This window comes from Actinoplanes sp. NPDC023801 (genome assembly GCF_040639655.1).
In the GTDB taxonomy this organism is placed as follows: domain Bacteria; phylum Actinomycetota; class Actinomycetes; order Mycobacteriales; family Micromonosporaceae; genus Actinoplanes.
The window spans coordinates 161539-174508 of sequence record NZ_JBFAAI010000004.1 but is presented as its reverse complement, the minus strand read 5'-3'; the positions used below and the strand labels follow the sequence as shown (position 1 = coordinate 174508).

Below are 12970 nucleotides of genomic sequence, written 5' to 3'. Positions count from 1 at the left end.
CTAGGAGGGCAGGCCGGAGCCCCGGCGGGGACCGTCAGGAGATCTCGGCGATCTTGCCGACGTGCAGGGTGCCGTCGGTGCGCCGGGCCGCATACGTCTGCAGTACCCCCGGATCCGCGTCACCGCGGACCGGGGCCGGCCACGAACTGCCGGTCCACGTCTGGTGCCACAGGCCGAGCCCGGACCGCAGGGTCACCAGTTCCAGCTGCGACGCGGGCCAGCCGGCCACGGCCAGCGCCCGCACCTGCCCGATCGCCGGGTTCTCGGCTCCGCCCGGGACCGGCGACGCCGAGCCGTTCCAGCCGCTGTCGGTGCCGGAACGGTGATAGACGGTGCCCCACGCGGTGACCGTGAACAGGTGCAGACCTCCGGTCGGCAGGGCGGCGGCGGCCACGTCGGTGATGTTGGCGTTCGTGTCGATCTGTGTGACGGTGCCGCTCCACGTCCCGGTCGTGGTGGCGGTACGGCTGCGGACGCCGTTCGTGCCGGCCAGCATCAGATGCAGCCGCCTGGTCACCGGGTTGACCGCCGCCGCAAGCGACACGAGGTCGGCACTGCCGTCCACCTGGACCGACGACGCGGCCCAGTTGCCGCCCGCAGGTCGCGTCCGGTACCAGACACCCGAGCCGGGGATCAGCGTGAAGGCGTGGAGTTTACCGTCCGGATCGGCGGCGATCGCCATGTCGGTGATCTTCGCGTTGTCGTCGATCGGGGTCGCCGACGTCTCCCACCCGCCCGGCGGGGCACTACGGGTCCGTGACCACAACCCGCTGCCCGGAATGAGGGTCAGCACGTGCAACCGGTTGTCCGGGCCTGCCGCGGCAGCGATCCGCCCGATCGAGGCGTTGGCGTCGACCCTGGTGACCGCCCCCGCAGACGTGTCGAACACCCGGCCGCGCTGATGCGTGTCCTCGACCCCGTAGTACGGGCTGGCCACCCGGGCCTTGTAGAACTGTGCCCCGGACTTCGTGACCGACTTGGCCGGGCCGAAGAAGTCCACCGTCTCGGTGCACCACTTGTTGACCGTGCGGCAGGGGCCGGCCGGATTCTTGTAGTAGTCGGCCTGGGTCTGGACGATCTGGCCGGACGGCTGCGTGCTGATCGACTTGACCGCGTTCCGGTCGACCCCGGTGCCGGCGCTCGCGAGCTGCTTCGTGCTCTTGTTGTAGGCGTACACCCGGTTGTTGGTGGTGATCCACAGCTTGTCCGGGTCGGTGTAGTCGGCCGACACGTCATGGACCGCGTCGTTGCCGGTGCTGATCACCCGGGTCCGGGCCGGGTCCTCACGCAGCCCCGGTGCCGAGGCCGGTCCGGTCACCTCGAGCGCCTTGAGCACCTGAGACGCGCCACTGGTCTGGTGCCCCGGCGAGCCGGCCACCCACAACCGCCGGATGCCCGGATCCCAGAGCACCGCGTGCGCCTGTTCGAGGGCGAAGGTCGCCGTCGCCCCGGTGGAGGTGGAGTAGATCCGTACGTAGTTGCCGGTCGACGCGGCCACGGCGACGTTGCCGTCCGGCAGCAACTCGGCCGAGTGCCGGTTGTCCGCGAGGGGCCCCTTGTGCGACCACACCCGTTGACCACCCGGATAGGTCACTACTGCCACGAGCCCGCCCCCGTCGGCCACGACGAGCCGCTGCCCGGCCGCGGTGTTGCGGACCCGGAAGTCGTTGCCGCCGTTGAACTCGAGGTCCTTGGGGAGGGGGTTGGTGAAGCCGAGTGCCTCGGTCGGCGCCCAGGTCCAGCTGTCCCACGCCGATGTCGCCGGATTCAACCGGTAGATCTTGTCGTTGTTCTGATCGCCGGCCAGGATCGCATAGTCCGCAGTGACCGCTGCCGCCGCCGACGGTGCCACCGCGACCAGCGCCAGTCCACTCACCAGCGCCGCGACAGCGGCACCGGTCCCCCGAATTGTCATCGGCGGAGCATATCCATGACACTCGACCTCGGTGATCAACGGACAGCCCGATCCCCGCACCGTCACGGTTGCGGGGGCCCGCCGTCCGGCCGGGCCCCCGTCATGGTGCAGGTTCAGCAGTCGATGACGATGCGGTCGATGTCGTTCGAGTAGATGTTCCACAGCTCGCCGACCAGGACGTAGTCGTAGAGCTCCCAGTAGCCGGCGTTGCGCCAGATGTACAACCAGACCGTGCCGTTGCCGTAGTTGGCGACCGAGTTGATGCGGTTGTGGTATTTGCCGCCTCGCAGGTCGTGCTCACCGCACCGGCCGGCGGTGAACAACTTGTTCTCACCGTCGACGCTGTCGTAGTAGCAGGAGTAGCCGTAGGTGCACGCCCAGGCGGGCACCGGGGCCGATGACGCCGGGCTCGCTGCGGCCCCCGCGGGAGCGGCGGAGACGAGCAGTCCCAGCACACTCACGAAGGCGACGATCACCGACTTGATCCTGTTCATGTCACGATTCCCCCATCCGGTGGTCTCCGCACGACGTGCGGAGTCGCCCTCGAGTGTCGAGCGTCGATCCCTCCGGCCGGTCCGCTTCGGACGAATCGGGACGCCGGCTCCCGCGGCCCGCGCCGGGCCTGAACTCACCGGCCGAGGTGCAGCGATACATCTGAATACGTGAGAGCATGCGCGAGTCCCTGCTTCCCACCGGAAGGAGCGCTCATGCGCCGACTCGCCGCCCAGGCAGCCGCCGCTCTCACCCTCACCGTCGCCGCGATCGCCGTGCCGGCCGCAGCCGTCGCGGCGGCACCGGCAATCGCCTGGTCCGCCTGCACCGAGCCCGCCCTGGCGGGCTTCCAGTGCGCGACCTACGAGGTGCCGCTCGACCACGACAAGCCACGCGGCGCGACCACCACCATCGCGCTGTCCCGGCGACCCGCCGACAACCCGGCCGCCAAGATCGGGACCATCTTCGTCAACCCGGGTGGCCCCGGCGGCGCCGGACGGGGCATGGTGCGCTCGTCGGCCCGGATCGCGTCACCCGAGGTGCTCGCCCGCTTCGACCTGGTCGGCTTCGACCCCCGCGGCATCGGGGCCAGCGACCCGGTCCAGTGCTTCGCCACCGACGCCGAGGCCGAGGCACTGTTCGCCCGGATGAAGGGCGTGCCGCTCAGCAGGACCGAGATCACCGAGACGCTGCGGGCCAACTGGGAGTACACCGAGGCCTGCAAGAGCAACATGGGCCCGCTGCTGCCCCACATGAGCACGCTCAATGTGGTCAAGGACCTCGACCTGCTGCGACAGGGCGCCGGCGACGCGAAGCTCAACTTCATCGGATATTCGTACGGGACGCTGGTCGGCGCGACGTACGCGAACCTGTTCCCGAACAAGGTGCGGGCCGTCATCATCGACGGCAACGTCGACCCGGATCAGCGCACCAACCACCGGCTCGCCAACAAGTTCGACCGGGCCGGCGGGTTCGAGATCGCCCTCACCGGCTTCCTGGCCGAGTGCGACAAGGCCGGTGCGGCATGCGCGTTCTCCGGTGACGCCCGCGGCAAGTTCGACCGGCTGCGGGACCGGCTGCGGCAGGGCCCGGCCGACGTGCCCGGACTGGGCACGGTCACCATCGACGACCTGACCGGTTACATCGGGCAGATCCTCTACAACGTGGCGAACTTCCCGGCCGCGGCGGAGACCCTCGAGGTTCTCCACGAGGGGATCTTCGGCGACCCGGCCGCGCTGCGGACGGCTGCCGTCGAACTGCCGAAGGCGCCGCCGGCGCGTGGCTGGCTCGGCGACGCGTACTCGTACACCAGCAATGACGCCTTCTTCGCCGTCAACTGCGCGGACGCTCCCCTGCCGCGCAACCCGGCGCTCTACCCGGCCTTCGCGAAGGTGTTCGAGAAGGCGCACCCGACGTTCGGGCGCTCCGAGGCGTTCAGTGAGGTCGGCTGCGCCAACTGGCCGGTCATCAAGGAGGCGTACGACGGCCCGTGGAACCGCCGTACCGCCAAGACCGTGCTCGTCGTGAACCCGACGTACGACCCGGCGACGCGGTACGACTTCGGGGTCCGGATGACCCGGCAGCTCGGTAACGCACGGTTGCTGACCCTCGACGGGTTCGGTCACACGAGCAACTACAGCGCGTGTGTTACCGGCTGGTACACGCGTTACCTGATCGATGGCGACGTGCCGCCGAAGGGCACGCGCTGCACGCAGGACCGCGCTCCGTTCCCCACCGCCTAGGAACCGGTGCCGCCGGTGCCGACCCGCGGGGCCGGCACCGGCGCAACGGCATGTCACACTGCACCGGCTACCTTGATCGAAAGGCCCGGTCCGTGTCCTCGTTCGAAGACCTGTTCGCCACGCACGTCGCCACCGGCATGGCCCGCCAGCTGGCGCTCGCCGACCTCCTCGGCGACCGTGCCTGGCAGCTCGACCTGAACGCCGGATTGGTCACCTTCGGCAACGACCTGCGCTACCCCGTCCAGTTGCTGGGCACGGAGAGTCACGCCGACCGGACATGGCTGTGGGCGTGGGCCAACAGTGCCAGCAACCTCGACCCGGCACTGCTGCAGCTCGCCGGCTGGCTGCGCGAACACGGGCGTGGCGAGGGCATCCGCGAGCTGTACGAGCCGTCGCTGCGCCTGGACCACATCGACGGGCACCGGCTGTCGCTGGTCGCCTCCGGCCTCACCGGGCGTCCCTATTACCGGGGCACCTACAACGGCGGGGCGATCTTCTTCCACCTGGAGAACCTGCCGTCGAAGGTGCAGGGGGCGGTGCCGCCGGAGAGGGCGTTCACCGTGCTGGGCCAGGTGTTGCAGGCTTTCGCCGTCGACCACCGCACCGTGGTGGTCAACTTCCTGCGCCAGCAGGGCTGGCGCGTGGACGACGTCAAGGGCGGCGGCGTGCTGGGCCGGCACCCGGACGGCTCGCACATGCGGGTCGCCTTCGACCACTTGGGCCGGATCAGCGATCTGACCGGCGGTGTCCAGCCCCGCTGACCCGCGCCGGTCAGACGGCTGGTCGTGCGGCGCCCTTGGGCCCGTCGACCGTTTCCGGCCGGGACGGGCCTATCGTGGGTCCGGTGAGCACCCGTGACGTTCCCGCACAGATCGGTGACCTTCCGCCGATCGGCCGGCCGGCCAACAGCGCGATGCTCGAGGCCGGCATCACCACCCTCACGCAGGTGGCGGCTCGCAGCCGTCGGGAGCTGCTCGCCATGCACGGTGTCGGGCCGAGGGCGATCCGGATCCTGGAGGCCGCGCTCACCGCGCGAGGGCTCGCCTTCGCGGACACGCCATCGGCGACCTAGGATCCGGTGTGCTCCCGCTGCCGCAACCCGACGACCTGACCTCGCTGGTGCTGCGCATCGACGTCTCCGCCAACCTGACCATCGGGAACCTCGATCTCGAGGAGTTCGCCGACGCCACCGACGCGACCGGCACCTACCGCGGCATGCACTGATCCGGCCGGCGGGCCCTCACTCGAACGGGTCCCAGTGGGCGGCGTAACGCAGCAGGGACTCGGCGAGGCCGGGGTGTGCGGCGGCCCAGCGGGTGTCGAAGACGAGCATCTGGTCGTAGCCGAAGAAGCTGTCGAGGTAGCGGGCCGCCTGCCCGATGTGCGTGCTCACGTCGGCCCGGGAGGCGTCAGCCGGGCCCTCCGCCGCCCACGCGATGACCTGCTCGCGGGTCGGCGCCGACCGGCCGTCCGGGCCGCGCAGGCCGTATCCGGCCCGCAGTGAGATGTACCGGCGCAGCGCGGCGCCGGGATCGGCGTCGCCGGGAACGACCAGGGACCTCAGCAGCTGGGCGTCCGCCGGCCACGTCCGGGCCACGCCGTCGCCGGCCGCCAGCAGGTGGCCGGGCAGTTCGGGAAGCAGCACGCCGGGAAAGACGATCGCGCCCTCCAGGTCGAGGTTGTGGCCGGACTCCGTGTGCTCCCAGCCGGTGCGGACCAGGAAGACCGCATCGTCGCCGGGCGCGGGCGTCCCGGCGACCCGGACCGGCACGTCGGGGATGAGACCGTGCGTGGCGGCGTCGGCGGGCAGGGGCCAGGTTTCGTTGACGACGTACGCCAGACGCGACGGCCACCGCGCGACGGCCGAGTCCTCGAGGAAGTAGTAGGCCAGGTCGACCTCGTCGTCGTCGGTGCGTACCCGCAGGCCGCGCTCGTCGAGGCGGAGCGGGTCGTCGGCTTCGATCCACAGGTGCTCGTCGAGTGTGGCATGCAGTTCCTCGAGCGTCGCCGGGCAGGGCAGGTCGTGCTCCTGCACGGCTTCGAAGAGCGTGTACAGGCCGTAGGCGCCACCGCCGATGGTGTCCTCGGCGTCGACGTTGCGCCACTCGCGCTGAAACCACTCGAGCACCGTGACGCCCGGGACGGGGACGACCATCCTGCTGTACGGGCTGGCGCAGCGGTCCCGGGACACGAAGATCACCCACGCACTGTAGGCCGTCAGCAGAACGGGGTCGCTGAGATCCGGTCGCCTGAGCGAGTCTGAGCCGATGGCGATGACCCACGTTCTGATGCACAGCCCCTCGGTCGGCCCCGCGACCTGGGCGCCGATCGCCCGCCGGCTGCCCGGTTCGATCGTGCCGTCGCTGCTGCACGTGGCTGACGCGGGCCCGCCGTTCTGGCCGGCGGTGGCGCAGACCGTCGCCGAGGCGATCAACGGGTTGCCGGACGACGCCGAGGTGGTTCTGGTCGCACACAGCAATGCCGGTCTGTTCGTCCCCGCCGTGGTGGAACGCGTGGACCGTACGATCAAGGCCTTGGTGTTCGCCGACGCCGCCGTCCCGGCCCGCCGTGGGAGGACCGCGGTGGTCTCGCCCGAGAATCTGCGTCTTCTTGAAGGCCTGGTGGAGGCCGACGGCCGCCTGCCGCAGTGGACGCGCTGGTTCAGCGATGCCGAGGTGGACCCCATGTTCCCCGATCCGGCGACCCGGCGGATCGTCGAGGCGGAGCAGCCGCGCCTGCCGCTGTCGTACTACCAGCAGGAGATCCCGGCGGCGCCCGGATGGGACGAACGGCCGTGCGGGTACCTCCTGTTCGGGCCGCCGTATGAACAGATCGCCCGCGACTGCGGCTGGCCGGTGGAACACACCCCGGGCCGGCATCTGCATCAACTCGTCGATCCGGACACTGTCACCGAGGCGATCCGGAAGTTGTCACATCCGGCTTAGCGGCGGTGCTTACCTGGTGTGAAGCAACTGTTGAAGGAACGGGGGGACGCCGTGCCGGCCTCCGTTCGATCCGACCTGGAACACATATTCCGGGCGGCCTACCCGAAGGTGGTCGGGGTGGCGGCCCGTGTCCTCGGCTCCCGCGACGAGGCCGAGGACGTGGCGCAGGAAGCCTTCCTGGCGTTCGGGCGGACCGATGTCCCCGCCGGTGAGGCGCTCGGCTGGCTGTGTGTGGCGGCCGCGCACACCGCGCTGAACCATCTGCGGTCCGGGCGGCGGCGGGTCTCCCGGGAGGAGGCGGCATCCGACCGGCTCACCGTGGCGCCGGACGTCGCCGACACCGTCGTGGCCAAGGAAGAACATCAGCGGGTACGCGCGGCGCTGTCCCGCCTGCCCCGCAAACAGGCTGTGGCGCTGGTGCTGCGGCACAGCGGGCTGAGCTACGCCGAGGTGGCCGCCGCTCTCGATCTCTCCCCCGGCAGCGTGGGCACGACCGTGCGACGCGCCGAATCCGCTCTTCGTGAGGAGTTGAACCGTCATGCGTCATCCCGGTGACGGCGTGCTGCGCCGGCTGCTCGACGAGCCGGACGGCGTCGCCGACGTGGACCGTCTGCACGTCGAGGACTGTGCGGAATGCGGCAGCCGGATGGCCTCGTCCGGTGCCGACGCTCTGCTGATCGGATCCGCCCTCGACTTCGGGACGGACGTGGACGTGGACGCCGGCTGGCAGCGGCTGACCGGATCGCTCGCCGCGGCCGAGGCGCCCCGGCCGGTCCGGCCACGGCGCCGGAGTGTCCGCACACCGTTCGTCGCGGTCGTCGGGGTAGTGGCACTGCTCGGCGGGGCGTCGGCGGCCGCGGCCGGGAACTGGTTCCAGATCTTCCGGACCGAGCAGGTCACGCCCATCACGATTCCGCAGGCCGACCTGGTGCAGTTGCCGGAGCTGGAGGAGTTCGGCGCCATGCGGGTGGAGAGCCGCCCGAAGATCCGGGACGTCGGCGACGTCCGGGAGGCACGGGAGGCGACCGGTCTGGCCAGCCCGCGCGTCACCAACCTGCCGACCGGGGTGACCGGCCGGCCACACTTCCTGGTCGGCGACCGGGTGCTCGGGGTGTTCCAGTTCGACCGGGCGAAGGCCGAGAAAGCGCTCGGCCGGCCGGTCCCGGAGCCACCGGCGGGTCTGACGGCCACCGAGTTCCGGTTGACCGCCGGGCCGGGGCTGGTAGCGGTGTGGCCGGGCAACAGCGGGATGCCGGCACTGATGGTGGGCCGGGTGGTGGCACCGAAGGCGTTCTCCAACGGGGTGCCGTTCGAGACGGCCCGCGACTATCTGCTGTCGCTGCCGGGGCTGCCGGAATCGGTGGCGGGCCAGTTGAAGGCTTTCGCCAAGGACGGCGGGACGCTGCCGCTGATCGTCGAGGAGGGCAGCGAGACCAGCTTCACCACGAAGGTCGGCAAGGCGCCGGCCACGGTGCTGTCGGCCGAGGGCGGGGCACTGTCGGTGGTGTTCTGGGTGCAGGACGGTTTCATCAACGTGGCCGGTGGCTCGCTCAGCACGGACGAGGTGCTGCGGGTCGCGAAGGAGACCCGGTGGGCCCAGTGATCGACTCCCCCGCCGTGTGGGCGTCCCACCTGCGCAAACGCTACAAGCGGCGGACCGCGGTCGACGGTGTCTCGTTCACCGTCGGCCGCGGGGAGGTGCTCGGGCTGCTCGGGCCCAACGGGGCGGGCAAGACCAGCGTCATCAAGATGATGCTCGGCCTGGTCCGCCCGGACGCCGGGGAGGTGATGCTGCTGGGGCGGCCGAACACCGACCCGCGGTCCCGGGAGCGGGTCGGATACCTTCCGGAGCTGTTCCGCTATCAGCCGTGGCTCACCGCCGACGAGGTGCTGCGTCTGCACGTACGGCTCGCGGGGGTGAAGGTCTCGGATCCCGGCCGGCGGGAGTCCCTGGCGCTCGTCGGTCTCGCCGATCGGGCCGGTGATCGGGTCGGCGGCTTCTCCAAGGGCATGCAGCAGCGGCTGGGCCTGGCCGTGGCGCTGGTCGCCCGGCCCGAACTGGTGGTGCTCGACGAGCCGACCAGCGCGCTCGACCCGCTCGGGCGCGCCGACGTGCGTGACCTTCTGCTGTCGCTGAAGGACCGCGGGGTGGCGGTGCTGCTGAACTCGCATCTGATCGGTGAGGTGGAGCGGGTCTGCGACCGGGTGATGATCCTCGACCAGGGCCGGGTGGCCGCCTCCGGCACCCTGGCCGAACTGCTCGGCCGCCGGACGCTCCGGCTGCACCTCACGGAGGTTCCGGCCGACGCGGCCGCCCTGCTGGGGACCTTCGAACGGGTGGGCGACCACTACAGCGTCACCCTGCCCGACGACGTACCGGCGCTGATCGACGGTCTCGTCAAACTCGGCGTGCGGGTGCACGCCGTCGAACCGGCCCGCGTCAGCCTCGAGGAACGGCTGCTCGACATTCTGAGGGAGCAGCCGTGAGAACCGTGCTGACCATCGCCGCGCTCACCCTGCAGGAGGGTTCGCGCCGCCGGGTGCTGCGTTCGCTGGCCGTGCTGACCGCGGTGCTGCTCGGCTTGAGCGCCTGGGGATTCTCCGAGATCGCCTCCGACTACGGTGGCCTGACCAGCGGCGAGGCCAAGGTGGCCGGGTCCACCGTGCTGAACCTGGTGATGTTCGGGTTCAGCCTCATCGCCGCGCTGGGCACCGCGTTCCTGGCCGGGCCGACCCTGTCCGGCGAGGTCGAGTCGGGGGTGGCGCTGGCGATGATGACCCGGCCGATCCGCCGGGTGCAGGTGCTGATCGGCAAATGGCTGGGCCTGGTCGCGTTCGGGACCGGGTTCGTGACGGTCGCCGGCGTCGCCCAGTTCGTGATCGTCCACATCACCGTCGACTACTGGCCGCCGCATCCGGTCACCGGCCTGCTGCTGCTGGCCGGCCAAACAGCGGCGCTGCTCACCCTGGGCCTGCTGTTCTCCACGGCGATCTCGCCGATGGCGTCCGGGATCGTGGCGGTCGGCCTCTTCGGCGCCACCTGGATCGCCGGTGTCGTCGGATCCGTCGGCAGTGCTCTCGGCAACCCGAGCGTCGCCATGGTCGGCACGGTGTCCCGGATGCTCCTGCCGACCGACGGGCTGTGGCGCGGAGCGATGAACGCGTTCCAGGATCCGGCGTTGCTGGCCCAGGTCGGCTCCGGCACCGAGGAGTCACCGTTCCTCAGCATGCAACCGCTGACCTGGGAGTATCTCGTCTGGGCGGCGGTGTGGACGGGGCTCGTCCTGGGGTTGGCGGCGCTGTCGTTCCAGCGCCGCGACCTGTGACCGGAACCGATCACGATAGGGGTGGGCCCGGACCGGCCCGACGACCGCTGCGGCGGTCATCGGCAGTCCGGGTCCGTCACACCTGAGCGGTGCACGGCGCGGCGGACCGGGATTCACGTTCCTCATCAGGCAAGATCTCCAGGTGCCAGCCGAGGAAGAGTACGACACGTCCGTCCTGCCCGAGCGTCTGCGACGGATCCTCATCGTGATCCGGGACGCGGCGGTCAAGTACGGATATGCGCCGTCCACCCGCGAGATCGCCGACGCGCTCGGCATGTCCAGCTCGTCGGTCAGCCGGCACCTGCGAACCCTCGAGGAGCACGGTTTCCTGCGCCGCGGCCGTACCATGGCCCGTCCCGTCGACATCCGCATGTTCCTCGAGCCGCCGGGCCCGGCCGGGCGGCCCGGCGACACCGTGGGTGTGCCGCTGGTCGGCACGATCGCCGCCGGTACCCCGATCCTGGCTGACGAGCACGCCGAGGAGCTGCTGAACCTGCCCCGCGACCTGGTCGGCCGCGGCACCCTGTTCAGCCTGCGGGTCCAGGGCGACTCGATGATCGACGCCGCGATCTGCGACGGCGACATCGTGGTGGTACGCCAGCAGTCGGAGGCCTGGAACGGCGACATCGTGGCCGCGATGATCGACGAGGAGGCGACCGTCAAGGTGTTCCGCCGCCGGGGCGGTCACGTGTTCCTCGAGCCCCGCAACCCGGCCTACGAGCCGATCCCCGGCGACGACGCCGTCATCCTCGGCAAGGTCGTCTCCGTCCTGCGTCGCGTCTGAGCCGCCTGCTGTACCGCAGGGGGGTACTCCGCACCTCGGGACGCGGGATGATTAACGTCCGGCCGCCCGTCCCCGTGTGCGGGCGGCCGGACGCAGCTGTTCAGCCGCTGGCATCCGACGCGGCATGGGCGAACGCCTCGGCGAGCGGCCCGTCGGCGCGGCGCAGCGCGGTGATGGCCCGGCTCGCGCGGCTCTTCACGGTGCCGGTCGAGCAGCCCAGCTGGGTGGCGATCTCAGACTCGGTGAGCCCGGCCCAGTAGCGCAGCACCAGCACGACCCGCTGGCCGGCGGGCAGCGCCCGGATCGCGGTCAGGACCGCATCAGCGGTGTCGCGGTGGTCGTACGCGTCACCGCCGGCGGGCCGGTCCGGCGGGGCCGCCGCCGGAACCTCGCCGCGCCACAGCCGACAGCCGAGACGCCAGGCGGCGCGGGCCATCACCTGCCGGGTGTACGCCTCCGGGTCACCGTCCGGATGCAGCCGCCGCCACGCCCGATGCGTCTTCACCAACGACTCCTGGGTCAGGTCCTCGCCGTGCCCGCGGTCGCCGGTCAGCAGCGTGCCGTACCGGACCAGCGCCGGATACCGGGCCGTGACCCACCGCGCGAAGTCCGGCGCGCCGGTGTCCTGATTGTTCACCGGGCACCGATCCCGAAGATCGTCCTCAGCTCGGTCAGGGCCTCGTCGCTGAACCGCACCCGCCCGCCGTGGGCCGACACCGCCTCCTGGCAGTCGCCGCCGAGGGCGATCGTCACCACGGTGGTGTCCCGGGGATCCGGTGCCGGTGACGGCCCGGGGACCGGCGACGGGTCCGTGCCGAACGGCACACCCTCGGTGGGCTTCATGACGAGCTGCGCGGTGCCCTGGGCACTGCCGGCGCACGCTTGCGGGTCAGGAACCACGGTGTCCTGCTCGCGTAGCAGTTCCAGCACCCGGTCGATCGCCTTCCGGTCCCGGATCCGGCCGAACCCGTTCGACGCGACCCGGCCGGTGGCGTCCGAGACGATGAAGTCGGCTACGACAGCGGTCCGTGGCAGGGCGAGGGTTCCGGCGCCGACGGGTGCGCTCCGCATGGACGCGATCATCTTTCCGACGTCGTCGCGGTGGAGGCGGAACATGATGCTGGACTGGGACCAGGGCATCTTCAAAGTGGTGTCGAGGTAGTACCCCGCTGGTGTGCGTCCTGGGTCGCCCTCGTCGCGTTCCAGCAGGCCCGGTTCCCCGCCGGGCAGAGTGATCTGGGCCCGCGGAATGATGATCCCGCCCGGAATGACCTCGCTGTCGGAGTGCACGATCCTGCCTCCAGGCAGGGTGTGCGGGTTGTGGAAGATCTCCACCGCCGCGTTACGGCACAGTGGTCTGTCGACCTCCGCGGTCCAGATCACCATGGCCCGGGCCGGGTTCACACACGGCTGGTACGTGGTCACGACCTGCCAGCCGTCCGGGATCGGGAGCCGCACCGAGCCGGCCACCACGCTGTCACCGTCGATGTAGGGCACCGGCACTGCGGCCGGGACCACACCGGTGTCCGGCCCATGGTTCAGCTGCTGGGCGGCCACCGCTCCGCCCAGCGTGAGCCCGACGCAGACCACGGCCGCTGTCAGCACCGATGTACGCCGCGCTGCCCGCCTGCGCCGCAGCACCGCCCCGACCGGATCGGGGTGTGCCGGTTCGACACCGGCCACCGCCTCGTTCAGCAGTTCGCTGATCCGCTCTGTCATACCCTTCCGAAAGGCATCGGCGCGCCGATCGGTTCCATCGATCTTTC

The 12970-nt window shown here is 71.0% G+C and carries 15 protein-coding genes; 10 read left to right on the top strand and 5 right to left on the bottom strand.

Translation table 11 applies throughout. From position 1 onward, the window contains the following. Positions 1–34 precede the first annotated feature (34 nt). Positions 35–1915, bottom strand: a complete 1881-nt coding sequence (locus AB0G04_RS10625; protein ID WP_360979930.1) for a DUF6528 family protein — start codon at positions 1913–1915, stop codon at positions 35–37. A gap of 113 nt (positions 1916–2028) precedes the next feature. Next, positions 2029–2409: a hypothetical protein gene (locus AB0G04_RS10620; RefSeq protein WP_360979927.1), complete on the bottom strand. Its 381-nt coding sequence runs from the start codon at positions 2407–2409 to the stop codon at positions 2029–2031. Positions 2410–2622: 213 nt separating this feature from the next. Here AB0G04_RS10620 and AB0G04_RS10615 point away from each other — a divergent pair, with 213 nt between their 5' ends. From AB0G04_RS10615 to AB0G04_RS10600, 4 genes are all read left to right on the top strand, one after another. Next, positions 2623–4149: an alpha/beta hydrolase gene (locus AB0G04_RS10615; protein ID WP_360979924.1), complete on the top strand. Its 1527-nt coding sequence runs from the start codon at positions 2623–2625 to the stop codon at positions 4147–4149. A 92-nt stretch (positions 4150–4241) separates the two neighbouring features. After that, entirely contained in the window at positions 4242–4910 is a 669-nt protein-coding gene (locus AB0G04_RS10610) for a DUF6882 domain-containing protein (protein ID WP_360979921.1), read from the top strand. A gap of 83 nt (positions 4911–4993) precedes the next feature. Further along, a complete protein-coding gene (locus AB0G04_RS10605) occupies positions 4994–5221 on the top strand; it encodes a DNA-binding protein (RefSeq protein WP_360979918.1) in 228 nt (75 codons plus the stop codon). A gap of 8 nt (positions 5222–5229) precedes the next feature. Further along, a complete protein-coding gene (locus tag AB0G04_RS10600; protein ID WP_360979915.1) occupies positions 5230–5373 on the top strand; it encodes a hypothetical protein in 144 nt (47 codons plus the stop codon). A 16-nt stretch (positions 5374–5389) separates the two neighbouring features. Here AB0G04_RS10600 and AB0G04_RS10595 read toward each other — a convergent pair whose 3' ends face one another. Beyond that, positions 5390–6349, bottom strand: a complete 960-nt coding sequence (locus tag AB0G04_RS10595) for a hypothetical protein (RefSeq protein WP_360979912.1) — start codon at positions 6347–6349, stop codon at positions 5390–5392. Between the two features lie 67 nt (positions 6350–6416). Between AB0G04_RS10595 and AB0G04_RS10590 the strand changes: the two genes are divergently transcribed. The 6 genes from AB0G04_RS10590 (at position 6417) to lexA (ending at position 11204) form a co-directional block, all read left to right on the top strand. Then, positions 6417–7094 (top strand): alpha/beta hydrolase, encoded by a 678-nt coding sequence (locus AB0G04_RS10590; protein WP_360979909.1) that lies wholly within the window; start codon positions 6417–6419, stop codon positions 7092–7094. Positions 7095–7112: 18 nt separating this feature from the next. Further along, on the top strand, positions 7113–7649 hold the full coding sequence (locus AB0G04_RS10585; protein WP_360979906.1) for a sigma-70 family RNA polymerase sigma factor: 537 nt from the start codon (positions 7113–7115) through the stop codon (positions 7647–7649). Continuing rightward, positions 7633–8697, top strand: coding sequence for a hypothetical protein (locus AB0G04_RS10580; RefSeq protein WP_360979903.1), 1065 nt, complete (start codon positions 7633–7635; stop codon positions 8695–8697). Before AB0G04_RS10585 ends, AB0G04_RS10580 begins: the two co-directional genes overlap by 17 nt. Continuing rightward, positions 8685–9581, top strand: a complete 897-nt coding sequence (locus AB0G04_RS10575; protein ID WP_360979900.1) for an ABC transporter ATP-binding protein — start codon at positions 8685–8687, stop codon at positions 9579–9581. Before AB0G04_RS10580 ends, AB0G04_RS10575 begins: the two co-directional genes overlap by 13 nt. After that, on the top strand, positions 9578–10420 hold the full coding sequence (locus tag AB0G04_RS10570; protein WP_360979897.1) for an ABC transporter permease: 843 nt from the start codon (positions 9578–9580) through the stop codon (positions 10418–10420). The genes AB0G04_RS10575 and AB0G04_RS10570 overlap by 4 nt, the downstream gene beginning before the upstream one ends. 142 nt (positions 10421–10562) lie before the next feature. After that, on the top strand, positions 10563–11204 hold the full coding sequence (gene lexA / locus AB0G04_RS10565) for a transcriptional repressor LexA (protein ID WP_360979894.1): 642 nt from the start codon (positions 10563–10565) through the stop codon (positions 11202–11204). A 100-nt stretch (positions 11205–11304) separates the two neighbouring features. Here lexA and AB0G04_RS10560 read toward each other — a convergent pair whose 3' ends face one another. Both AB0G04_RS10560 and AB0G04_RS10555 read right to left on the bottom strand, forming a co-directional pair. Then, positions 11305–11841, bottom strand: a complete 537-nt coding sequence (locus tag AB0G04_RS10560) for a SigE family RNA polymerase sigma factor (protein WP_360979891.1) — start codon at positions 11839–11841, stop codon at positions 11305–11307. After that, complete coding sequence (locus AB0G04_RS10555; protein WP_360979888.1) at positions 11838–12923, bottom strand: hypothetical protein; 1086 nt, start codon at positions 12921–12923, stop codon at positions 11838–11840. Before AB0G04_RS10555 ends, AB0G04_RS10560 begins: the two co-directional genes overlap by 4 nt. Positions 12924–12970: the final 47 nt, after the last annotated feature.

Bases quoted from the DNA above. Each gene is read 5' to 3' on its own strand.
- AB0G04_RS10625 (WP_360979930.1), bottom strand. From the start codon at position 1,915: ATGACAATTCGGGGGACCGGTGCCGCTGTCGCGGCGCTGGTGAGTGGA.
- AB0G04_RS10620 (WP_360979927.1), bottom strand. From the start codon at position 2,409: ATGAACAGGATCAAGTCGGTGATCGTCGCCTTCGTGAGTGTGCTGGGA.
- AB0G04_RS10615 (WP_360979924.1), top strand. From the start codon at position 2,623: ATGCGCCGACTCGCCGCCCAGGCAGCCGCCGCTCTCACCCTCACCGTC.
- AB0G04_RS10590 (WP_360979909.1), top strand. From the start codon at position 6,417: ATGGCGATGACCCACGTTCTGATGCACAGCCCCTCGGTCGGCCCCGCG.
- AB0G04_RS10580 (WP_360979903.1), top strand. From the start codon at position 7,633: ATGCGTCATCCCGGTGACGGCGTGCTGCGCCGGCTGCTCGACGAGCCG.
- AB0G04_RS10555 (WP_360979888.1), bottom strand. From the start codon at position 12,923: ATGACAGAGCGGATCAGCGAACTGCTGAACGAGGCGGTGGCCGGTGTC.